Source organism: Brevundimonas sp. G8 (assembly GCF_902506205.1).
GTDB lineage: Bacteria > Pseudomonadota > Alphaproteobacteria > Caulobacterales > Caulobacteraceae > Brevundimonas.
Genome location: NZ_LR732816.1, coordinates 3,187,412 through 3,208,172 on the forward strand (window position 1 = coordinate 3,187,412; position 20,761 = coordinate 3,208,172).

Here is a 20,761-nt window from a genome sequence, read left to right on the forward strand (position 1 = left end):
ATCAGTCGCGCTCTATTGCGAGGTGACGATGAGCGACCAGGCCCCTCCGGTCGATGAGATGCAGTATGAGCGGCTGGCGCACGAGGCGCTGCGTGGCGTCCTGCGCGCGGCGCTGGAACGGGTGCTGGCCGAAGGTCTGCCCGGCGCGCACCACTTCTACATCACCTTCAAGACCCGCGCCGTCGGCGTCAGCGTCGCGCCCGACATCCTGGCGAAATATCCCGAAGAGATGACGGTCGTGCTGCAGCATCAGTACGACGATCTGCGCGTCGAGCCCGAGCGTTTCTCGGTCAAGCTGCGTTTTGGCGGCATGCCCAAGAGCCTGGTGATCCCCTATTCGGCGGTCACGCGATTCTATGATCCCAGCGTGCAGTTCCTGCTGCAGTTCGAGGATCCGCAGCTTCTGGAAGAGATCGAGGAAGAGCCGACCCCGCCGCAGGACACCGATCCGTCGTCGGAAGGTCCCAAGGTCGTGTCGCTGGATCAGTTCCGCAAAAAATAGCCGGCGTCAGTCGCGGCGAGGATAGGAGCGGATTGTGATCCGCTCTCTTTCGCCCTCGCGCCGTTCAACCAGCAACCGCGCGACCTGGGCGTCGTCGTGGAACAGATAGCCCTTGATGGAATCGAGCAGGGCCTTGGCCAGGTTGTCGAGATCCATCCACGGCGGCTCGCCCACATGTTCCATGCGTATTTCCACGACATGGTCGCCCCATGACGGCCGCGCGGCGCGCCATTCCTTGCGCATGAACTCATAGACCAGCGGCTTGTAGTATTTGGCCTGGGTGGTCAGGCCGTCGATGACGATCTCGACCGCATCGCCATCTTCGCGCGCCCGGACCTTGCCGGTCCCGGTCCAGCCGGCGGTCATGCGACGCCTGCCGGTGTAAGGATGTCCGCGCTCTTCTTGCCCTGCATGACGACCGTGCTACACCGCCGCGCAACCCATCGCCACGCCTGAGAGACGAGATTCCGCGCATGAGCAACGTCCGCACAGAGACCGACACCTTCGGCCCCATCCAAGTCGCCGCCGATCGCTACTGGGGGGCCCAGGCGCAACGATCGCTGGGCAACTTCAAGATCGGCTGGGAGAAGCAGCCCCTGCCGATCGTGCGCGCCCTGGGCATCGTCAAGCGCGCCGCCGCAGAGACCAATCGCGACCTGGGCAAGCTGGACCCGGCCCTGACCGACGCCATCGTCAAGGCCGCCAATGAGGTCATCGAAGGCAAGCTGAACGACCACTTCCCGCTGGTCGTCTGGCAGACGGGTTCGGGCACCCAGTCGAACATGAACGCCAATGAGGTGATCTCGAACCGCGCCATCGAGATCCTGGGCGGCGAGATGGGATCCAAGAAGCCCGTCCACCCCAACGACCATGTCAACATGAGCCAGTCGTCGAACGACACCTATCCGACGGCCATGCACGTGGCCTGCGCGGAACAGGTGGTCAACGACCTGATCCCGGCGCTGAAGCATCTGCACGTCGCCCTGGACGCCAAGGCCAAGGCTTGGGCCCACATCATCAAGATCGGCCGCACCCACACCCAGGACGCCACGCCCCTGACCTTGGGCCAGGAGTTCGGCGGCTATGCGCAACAGGTCGCCAACGGCATCGAGCGGATCGAACAGACCCTGCCCAAGCTGATGGAACTGGCCCAGGGCGGCACCGCTGTCGGCACCGGCCTGAACGCCCCCGTCGGATTCGCGGAAAAGGTCGCGGCCCAGATCGCCGAGATCACCGGCCTGCCCTTCACCACGGCGCCGAACAAGTTCGAAGCCCTGGCCGCGCATGACGCCATGGTCTTCAGCCACGGCGCGATCAACACGGTCGCCGCGTCGCTGTTCAAGATCGCCAACGACATCCGCTTCCTCGGCTCCGGCCCGCGTTCGGGCCTGGGCGAACTGGCCCTGCCGGAAAACGAGCCGGGCTCGTCGATCATGCCCGGCAAGGTCAATCCGACCCAGTGCGAGGCCCTGACCCAGGTCTGCGTCCAGGTGTTCGGCAACAACGCCGCCATCACCTTCGCCGGCTCGCAGGGGCATTTCGAGCTGAACGTCTACAACCCCGTGATGGCCTACAACTTCCTGCAGTCGGTGCGCCTGGTCGCCGATGCGGCCATCAGCTTCACCGACAACTGCGTCGTCGGCATCGAGGCGCGTGAGGACAATATCGCGCGCGGCTTGAACAACTCGCTGATGCTGGTGACGGCCCTGAACGGCAAGCTGGGCTATGACATCTGCGCCAAGATCGCTAAGACCGCGCACAAGAACGGCACCACCCTGCGCGAAGAGGCCGTCGGCGGCGGCTATCTAACCGACGCCGAGTTCGACGAGGCGGTGCGGCCCGAGAAGATGATCTCGCCGGGCTGACATCATGACCGCGCTGGAGCGTCCCTACTGGATCGAAGCCATCTTCGAGCGCCGAGACGGCTGGGACGCTGAGGCCTATCCCTTCAATCTGCCTGCTGTACGGCACCTGGACCGGTTGACCTTCCATCCCAACGTCACTTTTTTGGTGGGGGAGAACGGGTCAGGAAAATCCACGCTTATCGAAGCTCTGGCTGTGGCATGGGGCTTCAATGCAGAGGGTGGGACCAAAAATTTCAACTTCTCGACTCACCAGGCGCATTCGCCCCTGCATCGATACGTGCGACCTGTAAGAGCGCCGGTGAGGGTTCATGACGGCTTCTTCCTGCGCGCGGAGAGCTACTTCAACCTCGCTTCAGAGATTGAGCGTCTGGACGCGGAGCCAGGCCTTGGGCCTCCGATCAAGGCGTCCTATGGTGGCAAATCCCTGCATGAACAGTCGCATGGCGAGAGCTTCTTTGCTCTGTTCGACAACCGGTTCGGCGGTGACGGCCTCTATATCCTGGACGAACCGGAGGCCGCACTGTCGCCGACGCGGCAGTTGTCCTTCCTGACCAAGATCCACGAGCTAGTGAACGCTCGCTCGCAACTGATCATCGCCACCCACTCCCCCATCCTGCTCGGCTATCCCAACGCCTGGATCTATCAGGCGTCGGAGCATGGGCTTGAACGCGTCGAGTACGAAGACACCGACCATTATCAGGTCACGCGCAACTTCCTGACGCGGCGCGAGATGATGCTGGACATCCTGCTGGACCTCGACTGACCCTTCAGGCCTTGTCGCGGATCGTGCGGCCGACCGGAGCCAGCGCCAGCTTGGCCAGTTCTAGGTCCTTCAAGGCGAAGGGAATGCCGATGATGGAGACGAACTCCGCCACCGCGATGATCAGATGCGTCAGTGCAATGTACCAGCCGGCGACGACGAACCAGACAATGTTCAGCACGACACCAAGGCAGCCCGCCACCGGATGCGCCTCTTGCCACACGACCTCGCGGCCAAACGGCCAGAACGAATAGCTGGCCATACGCCACGCCGCGAACGTCCACGGCAGGCCGACGACGGTCAGCGCCAGGATCGCGCCGCCAAACAGCCACAGCAGGCCGGAAATCCAGCCGCCGAAGATGAGCCAGAGGATATTGAGGATCAGGCGGATCAAGGTCGAAGCTCCAGCGCCGCCTCATGCGACGCCTTCTAGATAGCGATAAGGCCCCGCTTATGCAGCGGGGCCTTAGGTGAATTCGCGTTAAGTCGCCGTGATCAGTGCGGCTTTTCCGACCAGCGCGCCTTGGCGTCGTCCTGGGTCAGGTTCAGATGAACGTGCTTGTCATCGACCTTTTCGACCCAGCTGACCGGGATCAGGTGGTGCTTGAAGCCGCCGGCGAAGTCCAGCTTGGCCAGCTCGATCTGGTCGCCCAGGACGTGATCGACACGCCCCACATGACCGCCGTCCGAGCCTACGACTTCGAGGTGTTCCTTGATGAGCGAAACGTCGACCATGTCTGTCTCCAACAGTTGGGTTTGTCCTGCCGAGGAGAACACGCGGCGTTAGGCCGGGTTTCAAACGGCGACGCTTGTTCTGTGATGTGGTGACAGGCGCCGCCCCGACGCGGTAGAGAGCACGTCTCCAGACAGGGTTGGAAACAAGCGCATGCGGCGGATCGGATCGGGCCTGTTCGGCATCGTCATGGCCTTGGCGTTGACCGCGTGCGGCACCCTGGATCGGCCGACCGGCCCGCTCAGGATCACCAACGGCACGCTGGTCAAGGCCGAGGACCCGCGCATCCGCGCCAGCGACACCGCGCGACTGCAGGCCTTCACCCGTGAAATCGGCGAACGGTTGCGGCCCGATCATCCGACCTCGATCCTGGCCCTTTCCGGCGGTGGGGCCAACGGGGCGTATGGGGCCGGGCTGCTGGTCGGTTGGACCCAACAGGGCGACCGGCCTGTGTTCGATGTCGTCACGGGCGTCAGCACCGGCGCCCTCGCCGCCCCCTTCGCCTTCCTGGGCTCGGAATGGGATGACGAGCTTCAGCACGCCTACACCAGCGGCGGAGCGAACAATCTGCTGAGCTGGCGCAGTTTCGCCGCCTTCCTGAACCCCAGCCTGTTCTCGTCGCAGGCGCTCCGCAATCTGGTGGACGAGAACGTCACGCCCGAGCTGATGCAGGCCGTCGCGCGCGAGCACGCCAAGGGCCGTCGCCTGCTGGTCGCCACCACGGATCTGGACAGCGAACAGACCGTCATCTGGGATATGGGCCTGCTGGCGACCCAGGGCGACGAGAACGCCCGCGAACTGTTCAAGGAGGTGCTGGTCGCCTCAGCCAGCATTCCGGGCGTCTTCCCGCCCGTGCTGATCGCGGGCCTTCAGGACGACGACAAGGTCGTGCTGGAAATGCACGTCGATGGCGGGGTCAACACGCCCTTCCTGGCCATACCGGAAGACCTGATGCTGTGGACCCGGCCCAAGGACGAAGGCCGTGTCGGCGCCCTCTATGTGATCGTCAACGGTCAGGTCGGTCGCAACGATGGCGTCACGCCCGGCCGCCTGTCCGGCATCCTGGCGCGGACCTATGACAGCATGAGCAAGTCGTCGCTGCGCATCCATCTGGCGGTGACGGCGGCCTTCGCGCGGCGCAATGGTTTGGACATGGCCCTGTCGGCCATTCCCGACAATGTCGCCGCCTCCAGCCTCAAGTTCGACCAGGAGACCATGACGGCCATGTTCGAACTGGGTCGCCAGCGCGGATTTGGCCCAGACGCCTGGACCCGGCTGGGCGAGCGGCCGGCGGACCAGCCCTTCATCCCCCAGACGACCATCTCGGACTCCCAGGTGCCGGCGGTCCTGACGCCCGAACCCTCGACAAAGCCGGCTGCCGACACGCCCCCCGCCGATACGCCCAGGGAATAATCATGGGCGAGATCGTCAATCTGAACCGGGCGCGAAAGACGCGGGTCAAGGCCGAAGACAGGGCGCAGGCCGCCGCCAATCGCGTGGTTCACGGTCGCACCAAGGCCGACAAGGCGCTGACCGCTCTGGAACGTCATCGGGCAGACAAGCTGCTGGACGGTCAGAAGCTGGACCCAAAATCAGACGATTGACGGCTCAGGTCTTGGGGGCGCGGATCAGCATCACCTGCCCCGCCAGCACCAGTGCCAGTCCGATCAGGGCGCTCCAGCCGAACCGTGCGCCCTCGAAGATCACCGACACCAGCATGGCGATGGGCGGCGTCAGCGCCGACATATAGCTGGCTAGGGCATAGCCACGCTGACGGGCGATGGTGAAATACAGGCCGAACGCGATGACCGACCCGAACAGCGACAGATAGAGCAGCGACATCACATAGTGCGGCGTCTGCTCTATCCGCCACGTCACGCCGGTCGCGAAACCATACAGCGCCAACATGGCCGTTCCATAGGCCATGGCCCAGGAGGTCGCAGCCATCACCGGCGCGCCCGCCTGCTGGCCCTTCCAGGCGAACCAGTTGCCGAACGCCGACGCCAGGACGGCCGTCAAGGCGAAGATCACGCCCAGCCCCGGATTGAGGCCTGCGCCGGCCGCCGTGATCTGACCGTACGACAGCACGCCCACACCCATGACGCCGAGGGCCGCCCCGATCCATGCAGCAGGCGCCGCCTTCTGTCCGCCCATCAGCCGGAACAGGATCAGGTTCACGAAGGCCAGGGCGGCGAAGATCACCGCGACCACGGCCGAGGCGACCTGCCCCTCCGCCGCATAGACGAACCCATAGCTGACTGCGAAGACAAAGGCGCCCTGCCCTATCGCGGCCAGGTGCTGGGCGCGGGTCAGGCGCAGCGGCCGTCGCGTGACGGCGCAGAAGGCGAACAGCACCGCCGAGGCCAGACCGAACCGCCAGACGATGGAAACGATGGAATCGACTGGCCCCAGTTGCAGGGTGATCGCATACCAGGTGGTGCCCCAGATCAGGGCGCAGATGGCGATGGCGGCGATCGTGAAAGGGCGGCTCAAGCTCGATCTCCGGCGGCGGACTGCCCGCTTATCATCACAACGACACCGGCGCCGCTCACGTCTTGCGCCGGAGTGTGACACACTGAGGACGACAAAGGAGATCGTCATGCGAAACGCCCCGCTGATCCTGCCCGCCGCCCTGATTTTGGCCGCCTGCGCGACCGCGCCGGAAATGACGACGGGAACGACCGTCGTGAACGTCACCGCCAGCTATCGCGAGCGCATCATGCTGCCGCCCGGCCATGTCCTGACGGTCAAGGTCGAGGATGTCAGCCTGGCCGACGCCCCGGCCCAGGTGCTGGCCGAGGCCAGCGAGCCGCTGACCGGCGCCCCGCCCTATCGCGTCACCCTGGGCTTCCCAACCTCGCAGATCGATCCGCGCCACACCTATGCCGCGCGCGCCGAAATCCGCGACGCGGCCGGCGCCCTGGTGTTCGTCACCGACACCCGCCACGCGATCCTGACCAATGGCGCGCCGGCCTCGGCCGAGATCGTGTTGAAGTCCGCGCGTTGAGCAGTCTGAGCAAACGCTCGGTCGCCCTGGCGGGTCATGCGACCTCGGTCGCGCTGGAACCCGAGTTCTGGGCCGTGCTGGACCGGATCGCCACCACGCGCGACCTCAGCAAGGCCCAGCTTATGGCCGAGATCGACGCCAATCGCGGTCGCCGCCCCCTCGCCTCCGCCTGCCGCCTGCTGGCCCTGGACTGGGTGGCGGATCATGGACGACAGGCATAGCGTCAGCCGAATGGAGACCGCGTCATGACCGACAATCGTCTGATCCCCGCCGCCGTCGTAGGAGCCCTTTTGGCCCTAGGCTTCATCGGCGCCGGCGCTCTGATCGGTCAGGGCGTCATCCATGCGCGTGCAGGCGACCGCACGGTGACGGTGCGCGGCCTGTCAGAGCGCAATGTGAAGGCCGACCTCGCCGTGCTACCGCTGCGCTTCACCGCCTCGGGCGATGTCCTGTCAGAAGTGCAGACCAAGATCGACGGCGATCTGGCCTTGGTCCGGCGTTTCCTGACGGCCCAAGGCTATCCGGCCCAAGCCATCGAACTGGGCCGGCTGGAGGTCGCCGATACGCGATCGCGCGAATACGCCGCACAGAACGGCGGCCCGCGCTTCATCCTGGCCCAGACGGTGATCGTGCGGACCAACGACGTGGCGCGGGTCCAGTCCACGACGCGGTCATTGAACGATCTGGTGCGACAGGACGTGGTGCTTCAGGACTTCCAGGGACCATCCTACATCTTCACCAAGCTGAACGACGTGCGCCCGCAGATGATCGCGGAGGGTACCGCGGCGGCTCGCACCGGCGCGGAGCAGTTCGCCAAGGACAGCGGCACGCCATTGGGGCCGATCCGTCAGGCCACACAGGGCTCTTTCGAAATTCTGCCGCGTGATGGCTCTGGCGGCGACGAAGCCGCCTCCATCGACAAGAAGGTCCGGGTGGTGACGACCATCACCTATAGTCTGAAGTAGTCTCGCCAGACGGCTCATCGGCGGGTTGCGATCGTCCGATGAACTCGACTTCGGCGTGCGGGTCTTCGCCCACTTCGACCAATGCGACCCACACCGCCATGATCAAAAACATCCCGGCCATGCCCAGGATGAAGGCCAGCCACCCCGCCCTCTTGCCCTGCGGCATGCGGCCCAAAGCCGCCTTCCTCGTGTGAGTGTTTCGCTGCATCGCACCTAGGAACCTGTCGTCGATCCGCCGGGTTCCGAGGTTTCATTGTGGCGGCGGCCCTGACATTGCCGCGCGGTCCCCTTATGTTCCGGTTTCGAATCTGATTGACGGATGTTTCTGCGCCTGTGACCGATCTCCCCGCCCCCCGTATTTCCGACATGGCGCGAGCCCGCGCGCCCGAGGGCGAGGCGTCACGTGACTATCTGAAGGGGCTGAACCCGGAACAACGCGAGGCGGTCGAGACGACCGAGGGGCCAGTGCTGGTTCTAGCCGGCGCTGGCACGGGCAAGACCCGGGTCCTGACCACGCGCCTGGCGCACATCCTGGCGACGGGCCGGGCCAAGCCGTGGGAACTGCTGACCGTCACCTTCACCAACAAGGCCGCGCGCGAGATGCGCGAGCGGATCACCCATCTGATCGGTCCCTCGGCCGAGGGCCTGCGGTGGCTGGGCACCTTCCACTCGGTCGCCGCCCAGATCCTGCGCCGTCACGCCGAACTGGTCGGGCTGAAGTCCAGCTTCACCATCCTGGACACCGACGACCAGGAACGGGTGCTGAAACAGCTGCTGGAAGCCGCCAATATCGACACCAAACGCTGGACGCCCAAGTCGCTGTCCGGCCTGATCGACCACTGGAAAAACCGAGGCTGGACGCCCGAGAAACTGCCGCCCGGCGAGGATTTCGCCAACGGCAAGGGCCAGGGCCTGTACGCCGCCTATCAAGCGCGGCTGCGCAGCCTCAACGCCTGCGACTTCGGCGACCTCTTGCTGCACAACATCACCATCCTGTCGCAGCATGCGGACCTGGCCGAGGAATACCGCCGCCGCTTCCGCTACATCCTGGTCGACGAGTATCAGGACACCAATGTCGCCCAGTATCTGTGGCTGCGGCTGCTGACGGCCTCGACCGGCAACGTCTGCTGCGTCGGCGACGACGACCAGTCGATCTATGGCTGGCGTGGCGCCGAGGTGGACAACATCCTGCGCTTCGAACGCGACTTCCCCGGCGCCAAGATCGTCAAGCTGGAGCGCAATTATCGCTCGACCAGCCATATCCTGGGCGCGGCCTCGGGCCTGATCGCCGCCAACCGCGACCGGCTGGGCAAGACCCTTTGGACGGAGGACGACAGCGGCGACAAGGTACGGGTGCGCGGCGTCTGGGACGGCGAGGCCGAAGCCCGCCTGATCGCCGACGAGATCGAGACAGCGCGACGTCCTCACGCAGGCGAGCCGGGCCTGAAATTCAAGGACATGGCCATCCTGGTCCGCGCCTCGTTCCAGATGCGGGCGTTCGAGGAGCGTTTGGTCATGCTGGCCATCCCCTATGCCGTCATCGGCGGCCCGCGCTTCTTCGAACGGGCCGAGATCCGCGACGCCCATGCCTATATGCGGCTGATCCAGTCCGAGGACGACGACCTGGCATTCGAGCGGATCGTCAATGTGCCCAAGCGCGGCATCGGCGACACCAGCGTGCAGAAGGTTCTGCAACTTGCCCGCCAGCACGGCCTGTCCGCCCTGACCGCCGTGCGCGGCCTGATCAACACCGACGAGCTTCAGGCCCGCACCCGCACCGCCCTGTCCAACTTCGTGCGCGACATCGATCGCTGGCGCGCCCTGTCCGAGACCACGCCCCACTGGCAGATCATGGAAACAGTGCTGGAGGAAAGCGGCTACACCGACATGCAAAAGGCCGACCGGACCAGCGGCCAGACCCGGTTGGACAACCTTAAGGAACTGACCCAGTCGATGCAGCAGTTCGAGACTCTGCAGGCCTATCTGGAGCACGTCTCCCTGGTCATGGATCTCGAGCGCGCGAACAGCGACGATCCCAATGGCGACGGCGCAGTTCAGATCATGACGCTTCACGGGGCCAAGGGGCTGGAGTTCCCGCTGGTCTTCCTGCCCGGCTGGGAGGAAGGCGTCTTCCCCAGCCAGCGCAGCATCGACGAAAAGGGCGAGAAGGGTCTGGAGGAGGAACGGCGTTTAGCCTACGTCGGCGTCACCCGCGCCAAGCAGGACGCGCGGATCTCGTTCGCCGCCAACCGACTAGTGTATGGCCGCTGGACCTCGCAGCTACCCAGCCGTTTCGTCGACGAACTGCCCATCGCCCACGTCGATCCGCAATCCGACACCGGCTATTACGGCGCCTCGGCCGGCATGAAGGAGGCCAAGAGCCGATGGGACGACGCGCCCTCGTTCGGCAGCGGCTATTCCTCCCCCGGGTGGAAACGCGCCCAATCCTTCACCGCCGCCCAGACGCCGAACAAGATTCCGGCCCGCAAGGCCGTCATCGAGGGCGACGGCCGCCTGATCGCCACGGCCGACCCCAAGTCGAGTTCCGGCTGGAAAAAAGGCGAACGCGTCTTTCACCAGAAGTTCGGCTACGGGAACGTCCGCGTCATCGAGGGCAACAAACTGCTGGTCGATTTCGAAAAGGCTGGCGAGAAGCGCGTGATCGACAGTTTCGTCGAGAAGGCCTAACCCGGCGATCCACCCCAGCAGACGGAGCCGACCATGGCGGGCCTCAAAGACAAGCGCGGCTTCATCGACAAGGACCGCATCGACCTGTCGGAACGGCAGTCGGTCGAATACTGGATGAAGCGCTGGGGCGTGACCCGCGACCAGATCACCGCCGCCCACCGCAAGGTCGGCCGCATGACCAAGGACATCGCGGCGGAGTTGGGCAAGAAGCGCTGACGCCAAGCCTCAATTTCGGCTTCGGCGCGCCTCCCAGGCGACGACACCGAGCAGCATCGCTGTCGATAGCAGGCTGAGCCACAGGGACGGTAGAGGCGCCAAGCCGGTTAGAGCCGCCGCCATCAGCAGAACCAGGGCGCCGCAGGCCGCCAGCCGATCGACCGCCCAGCGTCCCCACACGCAATAGGCCGCCAGCGACGATCCGAACAGAAAGATGGCCGGTCCGCCTAGGATGGCGGCGGTCATGTGCGCCTGCGAATGGCCCAAGGGATGGGCCAGGACGAACTCGTCTCCCACAGCGGACACTACGATGCCCGCGATCAGGACGATGGGTGCATAGGTATAAGCCCGACGGGCGATGGCGCCGGCGTCTCGGGCATGGGCGATGAACTCCGACGCGGCCTCGTGCTTGCGGCCAAAATAAAGCTGCCACATCGCAATGGTGGTCAGGAAACTGGAGGCGAACGCGGCGATGGTCGCAGCGCTCCACGGCAGTTCCGCGAAAGTGGCGCCCGTGACCAGCAGGGTCTCGCCTAGGCAGATGATCACGAACAGGCCGACACGCTCAGCGAGATGTGCGCCCTCGACCGTCCAGTCCGCTGTGGCGGCGCGGCCGAGCCCCGGCGTGCGATAGCCCGACGCTGGACCGGCGTATTCCACCGCCAGTGCGCCCAGCCACCATAACAGTCTCTGCTCAGGATCGGCGAACCCGCCCGCGATCCAGAAGACGCCGGACAGCAACGCCCAGCTCAAGATCCGCTGGAAGTTGCGTGTCAGACCCCGGTCGCTCCGCGCGGCCCACAGCATGAACAGGGCGCGACCGACGTGGATGGCGACGAAGGCGCCGGCGAAGATCAGTCCTCTTTCACCAAACGCTTCCGGCAGAGCGATGGACATGACCAGACCGACCGCCATGATCGCGAACAGGGCGATCCGCACCGGCGTCCGCTCCACGTCCAGCCAGTTCGTGACCCAGGACGTGTAGATCCAGCTCCACCAGACGGCGGCCATCAGCATCAGGGCCTGGAGCGCGCCGAGCGGGGTCAAATGCTGGATCAGCAGATGACTGATCTGGGTGATGGCGAAGACGAAGACCAGATCGAAAAACAGTTCGACAAAGCCGACGCGGGCGTGCTCGCCCTTCACCCGTTCGCGCAGCAGAGAAACCATCCGATCTTCCCCCATTCAGAGGAAAGCCTAGTCCTGCGCCCTCTCGCCGTCATCCCCCGGATCACGCCAGAGGATCACCTCACGGCAGGATCAGAGGTGGATGGTGCGTCCGTACGCGTCCAGCGCCGCCTCGTGCATCGCCTCCGACATGGTCGGGTGCGGATAAACAATGCCGTGAATGTCTTCTTCCGTCGCCTCCATGGTGATGGCGGTGACATAGCCCTGGATCATCTCGGTCACTTCGTGGCCGATCATATGGGCGCCGATCAGGGCGCCGGTCTTGGCGTCGAAGATCACCTTGACGAAGCCGTCCACCTCGCCGGCGGCGACGGCCTTACCGTTCACGCGGAACGGGAAGCGGCCGATCTTGACGTCGCGCTTCTCGGCGCGGGCGGCCTGTTCGGTGATGCCGACCGAGGCGACCTGCGGCTGGGCGTAGGTGCAGCCGGCGATGGGCGAATGGACGTTCGGGGTCTTGTAGCCGGCGATGAACTCGGCGGCGTGGATGCCTTCGTGCGACGCCTTGTGCGCTAGCCAAGGCGCACCGGCGCAGTCGCCGATGGCGAACAGGCCCTTGACGTTGGTCTGGCAGTGGCTGTCGGTCTTGATGTGGCCGCGGTCCAGTTCGACGCCCAGCGTCTCCAGGCCAATGCCGTCGGTGTTGGCGGTGATGCCAACGGCCGAGATGCAGACCTCGGCCTCAAGCGTTTCGGCCTTGCCGCCGATCTCGACGTCCACCTTCACACCCGAAGCGGACTTGGTGACCTTGGTCACCTTGGCCCCGAGCTTAAACTTGATGCCGCGCTTCTCGAACGACTTCTGGGCGGCCTTGGAGACCTCCTCGTCCTCGACCGGCATGATGCGCTCAACCGCCTCGACGACCGTCACCTCGGCGCCCAGAGCGCGATAGAAGCTGGCGAACTCGATGCCGATGGCGCCCGATCCGATGACGACGAAGGACTTGGGCAGGCTCTTGGGCGCCAGGGCGTCGCGATAGGCCCAAATCCTGTCGCCGTCAGCCTCCAAACCGATCTGCGGCAAGGCGCGAGCGCGGGCGCCGACGGCCAGCATGACCGACTTGGCGTCCAGGGTGCGCGAACCGCCGGCCTTCAGCGCGACGACGACCTTGGGTGCAGTGGCGCCCTTCTCAAGCTTGGCCGAACCCTCGATCACCTCGATCTTGTTTTTCTTCATCAGGAAGGCGACGCCCTTGTTCATCGTCGCCGCGACGCCGCGCGAGCGCTGGATGATGGCGTCGAAGTCGAACGAGGCGCCGGAGGCGGACAGGCCGTAGTCCTTCAGGTGCGACAGGCTCTCGAACTTCTCGCCCGACTTCAGGAGAGCCTTGGTGGGGATACAGCCCCAGTTCAGGCAGATGCCGCCCAGGTTCTCGCGCTCGACAATTGCGACCTTGAGACCCAGCTGGCTGGCGCGGATCGCCGCGACATAGCCGCCGGGGCCCGAGCCGATGACGATGAAGTCGAAGGTGTCAGCCATGATCAGAGCCACTTCTCGATGTCGGCCTTGATGGCCTCGGGTTCAGTCTGGGGCGCGTAGCGGGAGACCACCCTGCCCTCGCGGTCGGTCAGGAACTTGGTGAAGTTCCACTTGATGACCTTGGAGCCGAGGAAGCCGCGCTTCTGTTCGGTCAGCCAGGCATAGAGCGGGTGCCGGTTCGGCCCGTTGACCTCCACCTTGTCGAACAGGGGAAAGGTCACGTCGAAACTGGTGGCGCAGAAGGCGGCGATCTCCGCCGCCCTGCCCGGCTCCTGCTCGCCGAACTGGTTGCAGGGAAAGCCCAGTACCTCGAACGGCCGGTCGGCGAAGGTCCGGTGCAGCTTTTCCAGACCGTCATATTGGCCGGTGAAACCGCACTTGGACGCCGTATTGACGATCAGCAGCGCCTGACCGCGAAAACGGTCCAGCGAAACCTCCGTGCCGTCGATGGCGCGGGCGGAGAAGTCATAGACCGAGGTCATGACCTCGCCCTCCCCTTACGCCAGCATCGCGACGGGATCTTCGATCAGCGGCTTGAACGCCTGCAGGAAACGGGCGCCGGTCGCGCCGTCCACCACGCGGTGATCGCAGGTCAGGGTGACGGTCATGACCGTGGCCGGCACGACCTGGCCGTTCTTGACGACCGCGCGCTGCTCGCCCGCGCCCACGCTCATGATACAGCCCTGAGGTTCATTGATGATCGAGGTGAACTGCTTGATGCCGAACATGCCCAGGTTGGACACCGAGAAGGTGCCGCCCTGGAACTCTTCCGGCTTCAGCTTGCGTTCGCGGGCGCGCTTGGCCAGGTCCTTGGACTCGGTCGCAATTTGCGCCAGACCCTTGGTCTCGGCCTTCTTGATGATCGGGGTGATCAGGCCGCCGTCGATCGCCACCGCCATTGAGACGTCGGCGTTGTGGTGCATGGCGATGCCTTCGGGCGTGTAGGAGGCGTTCGCCTCCGGCACCATCTTCAGGGCCAGGGCCGCAGCCTTGATGACGAAGTCGTTGACCGACACCTTGATGCCCTGCGGCTCCAGCATCTTGTTCACCTTCGCGCGGACGGCCATCAGCTGGTCTATCTCGACGTCGATGAAGAGTGGGAAGTGCGGGACGTTCTGTATGCTGTCGACCATGCGACGCGCCACGGCCTTCTTCATCCCGTCCAGCGGGATCAGGTCGTAGCTGCCGTCCGGTATGCCCATCTGGGCCAGCGACTGTGCCTTGCGCGGTTCGATGCCCGAGGTCGCGGCGGCGGCGGTCGCCGTCGAGGAGGCAGGTTGAGCGGCGCCCTTCGGCGCGCCCTCGACGTCACGCTTGACGATGCGGCCGTGCGGGCCGGTGCCCTTGATCGACTTCAGATCGACGCCGTTCTGCGCAGCTATACGACGCGCCAGCGGCGAGGAGAAGATGCGCTCGCCATTATCCGATTTCGGTGCAGCAGCGGCGGCGGCCTTGGGCGCTTCAGCGACGGGAGCGGCTTCGGCCTTCGGCGCTTCCTCGGCCTTGGCGGCGGGCTTTTCCGCGGCCTTGGGCGCGGCGGCTCCGCCTTCATCCTTCAGGCGGGCGATGGGCGTATTGACCTTCACGCCTTCCGACCCTTCAGCGACCAGGATGTCGGTGATCTCGCCCTCGTCCACCGCCTCGACTTCCATCGTGGCCTTGTCGGTTTCGATCTCGGCGATCACGTCGCCGGCGGAGACGACGTCTCCGACCTTGACGTGCCACTTGGCCAGGACGCCCTCCTCCATCGTCGGAGACAGGGCCGGCATCAGGATATCGGTCATCAGGCGTTCCTGGTCTTGGGTTCAGCGACGGTCTGCATCGCAGGGCCGTCCAGCGCCTCGCGCAGTCCGGCCAGTATTTCTTGATAGGCTTGGTTTTCGTCGAAACCCCGACTGGTCGCATAGACGTGCGCGACATTGCGAGCCATCACGGCCAACATCCGGCCATAGGATCGAGGGTGCTCGAAGGCAGGCTTGATCGCCATGACCGGTTCGTTCTTGGACCACCAGAAGCGCACCAGTTCGATGGCTTGAGGATCTGCAGCAACGCTGTCCGGAACGGTCAAGGCGATCTCGGCCTGGGTCACGCCATCACCTGCTTCACGGCTGCAATGATCTTATCCACGCCCGGCAGCGACAAGACTTCCAGATTGGCGGCGTAAGGCAGCGGCACGTCCTCCTGGTGCACCCGCAGCGGTGGGGCGTCCAGATAGTCGAAGGCGTGTTCGATGACACGAGCCACGACCTCGGCGCCGACGCCCATCGGACCCCAGCCTTCTTCGGCCGAGACCAGGCGGCTGGTCTTCTTGACGCTCTCGACGATGGTGTCGGTGTCCAGCGGACGCAGGGTGCGCAGATCGACGACCTCGCATTCGATGCCTTCTTCGGCCAGCTTCTCGGCGGCCTGGAGGGCGAAGCCGACCATGCGGCTGTGGGCCGTGATGGTGACGTCCTTGCCCTCGCGACGGACCTTGGCCTTGCCGATGGGCAGAACGTAGTCCTCGACGTCCGGCACATCGAACTCCAGACCGTACATCATCTCGTGTTCGAGGAAGACGACGGGGTTCGGGTCGCGGATGGCGGCTTTGAGCAGGCCCTTGGCGTCGGCGGCGTCATAGGGCGCGATCACCTTTAGGCCCGGCACCTGGGCGTACCAGGCCGAATAGTCCTGGCTGTGCTGGGCGCCGACGCGCGAAGCGGCGCCGTTCGGGCCGCGGAAGACGATGGGCGCACGGATCTGACCGCCCGACATGTACAGGGTCTTGGCGGCCGAGTTGATGATGTGGTCGATCGCCTGCATGGCGAAGTTGAACGTCATAAACTCGACGATTGGCTTCAGGCCCGACATGGCGGCGCCGACCCCCAGGCCGGCGAAGCCGTGCTCGGTGATCGGGGTATCCACGACACGCTGGTCGCCAAACTCCTGCAGCAGGTCGCGGCTGACCTTGTAGGCGCCCTGATACTGGGCGACTTCCTCGCCGATCAGGAAGACCCGGTCGTCACGACGCATCTCTTCGGCCATGGCGTCACGCAGGGCGTCGCGCACGGTCGTCTTGACCAGTTTGGCGTCGGCCGGGATTTCCGGGTCGCGGAGCTCGACCTTGGGGGTCGAAGTCTGTGGCGGGGCCTTTTCGGGATCACCGGTCTTCCCCTCGGCCGCAGCCTTGGGCGCCTCGGCTTCGGCTGCCTTGGGCGCGGGCGCCGCTGCGCCGTCTTCTCCGGCCAGACGCGCGATCGGCGTGTTGACCTTCACGTTCTCGGCGCCTTCGGCGACGAGGATTTCCAGCACTTCGCCTTCATCCACCGCCTCGACTTCCATCGTGGCCTTGTCGGTTTCGATCTCGGCGATCACCTGGCCGGCCGACACGGTGTCGCCCGCCTTGATGTGCCATTTGGTCAGCGTGCCCTCTTCCATCGTGGGGGACAGCGCCGGCATCAGAATGTCGGTCACGGATCAGGCCTCCACGTAGACGTCGGTATAGAGCTCGGACGGATCGGGTTCCGGGCTCTCTTGGGCGAATTGAACAGCTTCGGCGACGATCGCCTTGATTTCAGTGTCGATAACCTTGAGCTCGTCCTCGGTCGCATTGGCGGCCGCCAGCAGCATCTTCAGGTGATCGATCGGATCGCGGGTCTTCTTGACCTCGTCCACCTCTTCCTTGGTCCGGTATTTCGCCGGATCGGACATCGAGTGGCCGCGATAGCGGTAGGTCTTTACTTCCAGAATGAAGGGACCGCCGCCTTCGCGGGCGCGCTTCACCGCACGGGCCGTGGCGTCGCGAACGGCCAGCACGTCCATACCATCGACCTGTTCGCCCGGAATGCCGAAGCTGGCGCCGCGCTGATACAGTTCGGTCGTGGACGACGAGCGCTCGATGCTCGTACCCATGGCGTATTGATTGTTTTCAATGATGTAGATGGCCGGCAGCTTCCACAGCTGCGCCATGTTGAAGCTCTCGTAGACCTGACCTTGGTTCGAGGCGCCGTCGCCGAAATAGACGAAGGCCACCGAATCATCGCCGCGGTATTTGCCGGCGAAGGCCAAGCCGGTGCCCAGCGCCACCTGGGCGCCGACGATGCCGTGACCGCCGTAGAAGCCGGTCGGCACGTCGAACATGTGCATCGACCCGCCCTTGCCCTTGGACGAGCCGCCGCTGCGGCCGGTCAACTCGGCCATGACTTCCTTGGGATCCATGCCGGCGGCCAGCATGTGGCCGTGGTCACGATAGCCGGTGATGATCTTGTCGTGGCCCTGTTTGACGCTCTCCTGAACGCCGACGGCCACGGCCTCCTGGCCGATGTACAGGTGGCAGAAGCCGCCGATCAGACCCATGCCGTAGAGCTGTCCAGCACGCTCCTCGAAGCGGCGGATCAGAACCATCTCGCGATAGAAGCGAAGCAGGTCCTCCTTAGACGCCGTCGGCGTGTTGGGCAGTTTGTCAGGCGAAGTCGTCTGAGCGGATTTGGCTGGGGCTTTCGCCATCCGGTATCTCCCGGCTAGGCGTCGAGAGCCGACGCCTTCTTATCGTTACGGAAAGGGGCTTTAGCAGCCTTCCTTCCCGGAACGCAAAGGGGTGCGGGCACCCCTGTAACAATAGTTCAAGTCGGGAGAAGGTCTCAGCCCTGCGCGGCAGGCGCCGGAAGACGGATCACATAATCGCGGGGGTCAGAGAAGCCCAGCACGGCGCGGGCGCGCTCTTCCAGCAGATCACGGGATAGACTGTCGGTGCGTAGATAACGCACGCGCGTCTCAAGGTCGCGACGCTGTTCGGTCAGGTGCGCCAATTGGTCCTCGCGCTGCCCCAGCAGGGCATCGCGGGACGAGCCGCTCAACAAGCCGCGCTCGCCCGTCAGCGCTTGCACCCCAAGATAGGCAAGCAGCAACAACAGGGCGAAGGACAGGCGGTAAGGTTTCATCCGTTCAGGCACTTAAAACGCTCCTTCTGAGCGCGAAAACACAGTTCAGGAACCGTGCCCGAAAATGCCTAACGAAATGTAGCTTGACCGTAAGATAGTCGGCGGAGAACGCTGATTCTCCGCCGACAATTCAGTTTCTTATTTCAGCAGCATGCCGTCGCCGAAATAGACGCCCTGGTCGCCCAGCATCTCTTCGATGCGCAGCAGCTGGTTGTATTTCGCCACCCGGTCCGAACGCGCCAGCGAACCGGTCTTGATCTGCCCGCAGTTGGTGGCCACCGCCAGGTCGGCGATGGTCGAGTCCTCAGTCTCGCCCGAACGGTGGCTCATCACGGCGGTGTAGCCGGCGCGGTGGGCCATATCGACGGCGTCCAGGGTCTCGGACAGGGTGCCGATCTGGTTGACCTTGATCAGGATGGAGTTGGCCAGACCTTCGCCGATGCCTGCAGCCAGACGCGCCGGATTGGTCACGAACAGGTCGTCGCCGACCAGTTGCACGCGGTCGCCCAGGCGTTCGGTCAGCAGGCGCCAGCCGTCGAAATCATCCTCGGCCATGCCGTCCTCGATCGATACGATCGGGAAGCGCTCGCACAGATCGACCAGATAGGCGGCCATGCCGTCGGCGTCGACGGTCTTGCCCTCGCCGGTCATGATGTATTTGCCGTCCTTGAAGAACTCGGTCGAGGCGACGTCCAGGCCAAGGTGGAAGTCCTCGCCCGCCAGATAGCCGGCCGCCTGCCCGGCCTTGGTGATGAAGCTCAAGGCTTCGTCAGCCGAGGCCAGGTTCGGGGCAAAGCCGCCCTCGTCGCCGACATTGGTGTTGTGGCCGGCGTCCTTCAGCTGCTTCTTCAGGGCGTGGAAGATTTCGGCGCCCATCCGCACGGCGTCCGAGAAGGTCTCGGCGCCCGTCGGCAGGATCATGAACTCCTGGATGTCGATCGGGTTGTCGGCGTGGGCGCCGCCGTTGATGATGTTCATCATCGGGGTCGGCAGGACGCGGGCCGAGACGCCGCCAAGGTAACGATACAGTTCCTGATTGGCCGACAGGGCGCTGGCCTTGGCGACGGCCAGCGACACGCCAAGGATGGCATTGGCGCCGAGACGCGCCTTGTTGGGCGTGCCGTCCAGGTCAATCATCGCTTCGTCGATGCGGCGCTGCTGCTCGGCGTCCATGCCGGACAGGGCGTCGAAGATCTCGCCGTTGACGGCGTCGACCGCCTTTTGAACGCCCTTACCTCCCCACATGTCTTTGTCGCCGTCGCGCAGTTCGACGGCTTCGTGCGCGCCGGTCGAGGCGCCCGAAGGCACGGCGGCGCGGCCAAAGGAACCGTCTTCCAGCGTGACATCGACTTCAACCGTCGGATTGCCCCGGCTGTCGAGGATCTGGCGGGCGACGATGTCGGCGATGTCGGTCATGGCTCGGCTCTTTGGCTCAAGGGGCAAGGGAGGTCCGACGGTTTAGCCGCCTCCCCGCCAAACGCCAATGCCGACATCGCCGCCTGGCGTCAGGAACAGCCTTCGACCAGTTGGATCGACGGGTCGCCGGCATGGACCATCATCACCTTGCCGTCGCTGCCGATCTCGTAACGGACGCCGCGCGCCGCCGGGTCGGTGACATAGGTGGTCGAGCCGCCTCGCGACCAGGCGAACAGGTCCTCTGCCGGCGCGTCCTGATACTTGTGCGGTTGGGCGAAGATGGCGCCGCCGTATGCCTGTTTGATCGCCATGGAGGTGTCGCCGACGCCGAACCCGCGGTCGGTCTTTGTGGTCGCGCCGCGCGCCAAGGTGATTCGCGTAAGGACGCCGTTCTGGATCATCACCTGCACGTCTGCCGGCGCATTGGCGGGATGGAACTGGTCGCAGGTCTCAGGATCGGCGCCGCCCACGGCGTTCGGCTGGGAATCATCGCCCCAGACTTTCACCAGTTCGGCCCGCGTCATGCCGATTCGCGCAACGCCCAGCCCGTCAGCCGTCAAGGCATTAGGGTCGGCTGCGGGCATCGTCGGCGTTACGGGCGTTTCCGCCGAAGGCGAAGCGGGCGCCGGCGCGGAGTCGGGGTGTTCCCTGCTGCAAGCGGCGAGGGTCAGCAGCGCACAGGCGCTGACGGCGGCGAAACGAATCATCATGCGGCGTCTCCATTGGAAGCTTCACCGCATTGAACGCACGAAAACGGCGCGCGGGTCACCGCGCGCCGTCGAATTCTTCGTCCGGCCGAAGCCAGGATCACCGAAAGACTAGTCTTCCTTCGGCGTTATGACCTGACGACCGCGATAGGTGCCGGTCTTCAGGTCGATGTGGTGCGGGCGCTTCAGCTCGCCTGTGTCCTTGTCCTCGACATAGACGTTCGAGGTCAGGGCGTCGTGGGCGCGGCGCATGTTGCGACGCGAGGGGGATACTTTCCGCTTCGGAACGGCCATGTCCGTATCAATCTTCTAAGTC

The 20,761-nt window shown here is 64.9% G+C and carries 26 protein-coding genes; 10 read left to right on the top strand and 16 right to left on the bottom strand.

Translation table 11 applies throughout. The features are described from left to right. Window positions 1-28 precede the first annotated feature (28 nt). The gene (locus tag CHRYSEO8AT_RS15445; protein WP_159851435.1) at window positions 29-502 is read left to right on the top strand and encodes an SspB family protein; all 474 of its coding nucleotides are present in this window, start codon (window positions 29-31) and stop codon (window positions 500-502) included. 6 nt (window positions 503-508) lie between these two features. Here CHRYSEO8AT_RS15445 and CHRYSEO8AT_RS15450 read toward each other — a convergent pair whose 3' ends face one another. Then, window positions 509-868: a RusA family crossover junction endodeoxyribonuclease gene (locus tag CHRYSEO8AT_RS15450; RefSeq protein ID WP_159851436.1), complete on the bottom strand. Its 360-nt coding sequence runs from the start codon at window positions 866-868 to the stop codon at window positions 509-511. A gap of 107 nt (window positions 869-975) precedes the next feature. Here CHRYSEO8AT_RS15450 and fumC point away from each other — a divergent pair, with 107 nt between their 5' ends. Further along, entirely contained in the window at window positions 976-2,367 is a 1,392-nt protein-coding gene (fumC, locus tag CHRYSEO8AT_RS15455; protein ID WP_159851437.1) for a class II fumarate hydratase, read from the top strand. Between the two features lie 4 nt (window positions 2,368-2,371). Then, window positions 2,372-3,130, top strand: a complete 759-nt coding sequence (locus CHRYSEO8AT_RS15460; RefSeq protein WP_159851438.1) for an AAA family ATPase — start codon at window positions 2,372-2,374, stop codon at window positions 3,128-3,130. A 4-nt stretch (window positions 3,131-3,134) separates the two neighbouring features. Here CHRYSEO8AT_RS15460 and CHRYSEO8AT_RS15465 read toward each other — a convergent pair whose 3' ends face one another. Together CHRYSEO8AT_RS15465 and CHRYSEO8AT_RS15470 are read right to left on the bottom strand one after the other, a co-directional pair. Further along, a complete protein-coding gene (locus tag CHRYSEO8AT_RS15465; protein WP_159851439.1) occupies window positions 3,135-3,521 on the bottom strand; it encodes a YccF domain-containing protein in 387 nt (128 codons plus the stop codon). 101 nt (window positions 3,522-3,622) lie between these two features. Continuing rightward, on the bottom strand, window positions 3,623-3,862 hold the full coding sequence (locus tag CHRYSEO8AT_RS15470; RefSeq protein ID WP_159851440.1) for a DUF2171 domain-containing protein: 240 nt from the start codon (window positions 3,860-3,862) through the stop codon (window positions 3,623-3,625). Window positions 3,863-4,013: 151 nt separating this feature from the next. Here CHRYSEO8AT_RS15470 and CHRYSEO8AT_RS15475 point away from each other — a divergent pair, with 151 nt between their 5' ends. Together CHRYSEO8AT_RS15475 and CHRYSEO8AT_RS15480 are read left to right on the top strand one after the other, a co-directional pair. Continuing rightward, window positions 4,014-5,273 (top strand): patatin-like phospholipase family protein, encoded by a 1,260-nt coding sequence (locus CHRYSEO8AT_RS15475; RefSeq protein WP_159851441.1) that lies wholly within the window; start codon window positions 4,014-4,016, stop codon window positions 5,271-5,273. Between the two features lie 2 nt (window positions 5,274-5,275). Further along, a complete protein-coding gene (locus CHRYSEO8AT_RS15480; protein WP_159851442.1) occupies window positions 5,276-5,464 on the top strand; it encodes a DUF4169 family protein in 189 nt (62 codons plus the stop codon). 4 nt (window positions 5,465-5,468) lie between these two features. Here CHRYSEO8AT_RS15480 and CHRYSEO8AT_RS15485 read toward each other — a convergent pair whose 3' ends face one another. Then, on the bottom strand, window positions 5,469-6,353 hold the full coding sequence (locus CHRYSEO8AT_RS15485) for a DMT family transporter (protein ID WP_159851443.1): 885 nt from the start codon (window positions 6,351-6,353) through the stop codon (window positions 5,469-5,471). 106 nt (window positions 6,354-6,459) lie between these two features. On the opposite strand from CHRYSEO8AT_RS15485, the gene CHRYSEO8AT_RS15490 reads away from it, so the two are divergent. Genes CHRYSEO8AT_RS15490 through CHRYSEO8AT_RS15500 form a run of 3 tightly spaced genes read left to right on the top strand, consistent with a single transcriptional unit; the run spans window position 6,460 to window position 7,832 of the window. Beyond that, window positions 6,460-6,867 (top strand): YbaY family lipoprotein, encoded by a 408-nt coding sequence (locus CHRYSEO8AT_RS15490; RefSeq protein ID WP_159851444.1) that lies wholly within the window; start codon window positions 6,460-6,462, stop codon window positions 6,865-6,867. Next, on the top strand, window positions 6,864-7,088 hold the full coding sequence (locus tag CHRYSEO8AT_RS15495) for a ribbon-helix-helix domain-containing protein (RefSeq protein ID WP_159851445.1): 225 nt from the start codon (window positions 6,864-6,866) through the stop codon (window positions 7,086-7,088). Before CHRYSEO8AT_RS15490 ends, CHRYSEO8AT_RS15495 begins: the two co-directional genes overlap by 4 nt. A 24-nt stretch (window positions 7,089-7,112) precedes the next feature. Beyond that, window positions 7,113-7,832: an SIMPL domain-containing protein gene (locus CHRYSEO8AT_RS15500; protein ID WP_159851446.1), complete on the top strand. Its 720-nt coding sequence runs from the start codon at window positions 7,113-7,115 to the stop codon at window positions 7,830-7,832. On the opposite strand, the gene CHRYSEO8AT_RS15505 is transcribed toward CHRYSEO8AT_RS15500, so the two are convergent. Then, the gene (locus CHRYSEO8AT_RS15505; protein ID WP_159851447.1) at window positions 7,813-7,998 is read right to left on the bottom strand and encodes a hypothetical protein; all 186 of its coding nucleotides are present in this window, start codon (window positions 7,996-7,998) and stop codon (window positions 7,813-7,815) included. The genes CHRYSEO8AT_RS15500 and CHRYSEO8AT_RS15505 overlap by 20 nt on opposite strands. Window positions 7,999-8,198: 200 nt before the next feature. On the opposite strand from CHRYSEO8AT_RS15505, the gene CHRYSEO8AT_RS15510 reads away from it, so the two are divergent. Both CHRYSEO8AT_RS15510 and CHRYSEO8AT_RS15515 read left to right on the top strand, forming a co-directional pair. Then, complete coding sequence (locus CHRYSEO8AT_RS15510; protein WP_236547624.1) at window positions 8,199-10,520, top strand: ATP-dependent helicase; 2,322 nt, start codon at window positions 8,199-8,201, stop codon at window positions 10,518-10,520. Between the two features lie 33 nt (window positions 10,521-10,553). Further along, window positions 10,554-10,736, top strand: coding sequence for a DUF3606 domain-containing protein (locus CHRYSEO8AT_RS15515; RefSeq protein ID WP_008259491.1), 183 nt, complete (start codon window positions 10,554-10,556; stop codon window positions 10,734-10,736). Window positions 10,737-10,745: 9 nt separating this feature from the next. Here CHRYSEO8AT_RS15515 and CHRYSEO8AT_RS15520 read toward each other — a convergent pair whose 3' ends face one another. The 11 genes from CHRYSEO8AT_RS15520 to rpmF form a co-directional block, all read right to left on the bottom strand. Next, on the bottom strand, window positions 10,746-11,906 hold the full coding sequence (locus CHRYSEO8AT_RS15520) for a low temperature requirement protein A (RefSeq protein ID WP_159851449.1): 1,161 nt from the start codon (window positions 11,904-11,906) through the stop codon (window positions 10,746-10,748). A 90-nt stretch (window positions 11,907-11,996) separates the two neighbouring features. After that, window positions 11,997-13,403, bottom strand: coding sequence for a dihydrolipoyl dehydrogenase (gene lpdA, locus CHRYSEO8AT_RS15525; protein ID WP_159851450.1), 1,407 nt, complete (start codon window positions 13,401-13,403; stop codon window positions 11,997-11,999). A gap of 2 nt (window positions 13,404-13,405) precedes the next feature. Next, on the bottom strand, window positions 13,406-13,885 hold the full coding sequence (locus tag CHRYSEO8AT_RS15530; RefSeq protein WP_159851451.1) for a glutathione peroxidase: 480 nt from the start codon (window positions 13,883-13,885) through the stop codon (window positions 13,406-13,408). A gap of 15 nt (window positions 13,886-13,900) precedes the next feature. Next, entirely contained in the window at window positions 13,901-15,187 is a 1,287-nt protein-coding gene (locus CHRYSEO8AT_RS15535; protein ID WP_159851452.1) for a pyruvate dehydrogenase complex dihydrolipoamide acetyltransferase, read from the bottom strand. Next, window positions 15,187-15,492, bottom strand: a complete 306-nt coding sequence (locus CHRYSEO8AT_RS15540) for a DUF5076 domain-containing protein (RefSeq protein WP_159851453.1) — start codon at window positions 15,490-15,492, stop codon at window positions 15,187-15,189. Before CHRYSEO8AT_RS15540 ends, CHRYSEO8AT_RS15535 begins: the two co-directional genes overlap by 1 nt. Beyond that, window positions 15,489-16,856 (bottom strand): pyruvate dehydrogenase complex E1 component subunit beta, encoded by a 1,368-nt coding sequence (locus tag CHRYSEO8AT_RS15545; protein ID WP_159851454.1) that lies wholly within the window; start codon window positions 16,854-16,856, stop codon window positions 15,489-15,491. Before CHRYSEO8AT_RS15545 ends, CHRYSEO8AT_RS15540 begins: the two co-directional genes overlap by 4 nt. A 3-nt stretch (window positions 16,857-16,859) precedes the next feature. Next, the gene (pdhA, locus tag CHRYSEO8AT_RS15550; RefSeq protein WP_159851455.1) at window positions 16,860-17,888 is read right to left on the bottom strand and encodes a pyruvate dehydrogenase (acetyl-transferring) E1 component subunit alpha; all 1,029 of its coding nucleotides are present in this window, start codon (window positions 17,886-17,888) and stop codon (window positions 16,860-16,862) included. 134 nt (window positions 17,889-18,022) lie between these two features. Beyond that, a complete protein-coding gene (locus CHRYSEO8AT_RS15555; protein ID WP_159851783.1) occupies window positions 18,023-18,322 on the bottom strand; it encodes a septum formation initiator family protein in 300 nt (99 codons plus the stop codon). A 138-nt stretch (window positions 18,323-18,460) separates the two neighbouring features. Then, window positions 18,461-19,738, bottom strand: coding sequence for a phosphopyruvate hydratase (gene eno, locus CHRYSEO8AT_RS15560; RefSeq protein ID WP_159851456.1), 1,278 nt, complete (start codon window positions 19,736-19,738; stop codon window positions 18,461-18,463). Window positions 19,739-19,827: 89 nt separating this feature from the next. Continuing rightward, window positions 19,828-20,448 carry a hypothetical protein gene (locus CHRYSEO8AT_RS15565; protein ID WP_236547575.1) on the bottom strand — a complete coding sequence of 207 codons (621 nt, stop codon included), beginning with the start codon at window positions 20,446-20,448 and terminating at the stop codon, window positions 19,828-19,830. A 108-nt stretch (window positions 20,449-20,556) separates the two neighbouring features. Continuing rightward, a complete protein-coding gene (gene rpmF / locus CHRYSEO8AT_RS15570) occupies window positions 20,557-20,739 on the bottom strand; it encodes a 50S ribosomal protein L32 (RefSeq protein WP_026108365.1) in 183 nt (60 codons plus the stop codon). Window positions 20,740-20,761 lie beyond the last annotated feature (22 nt).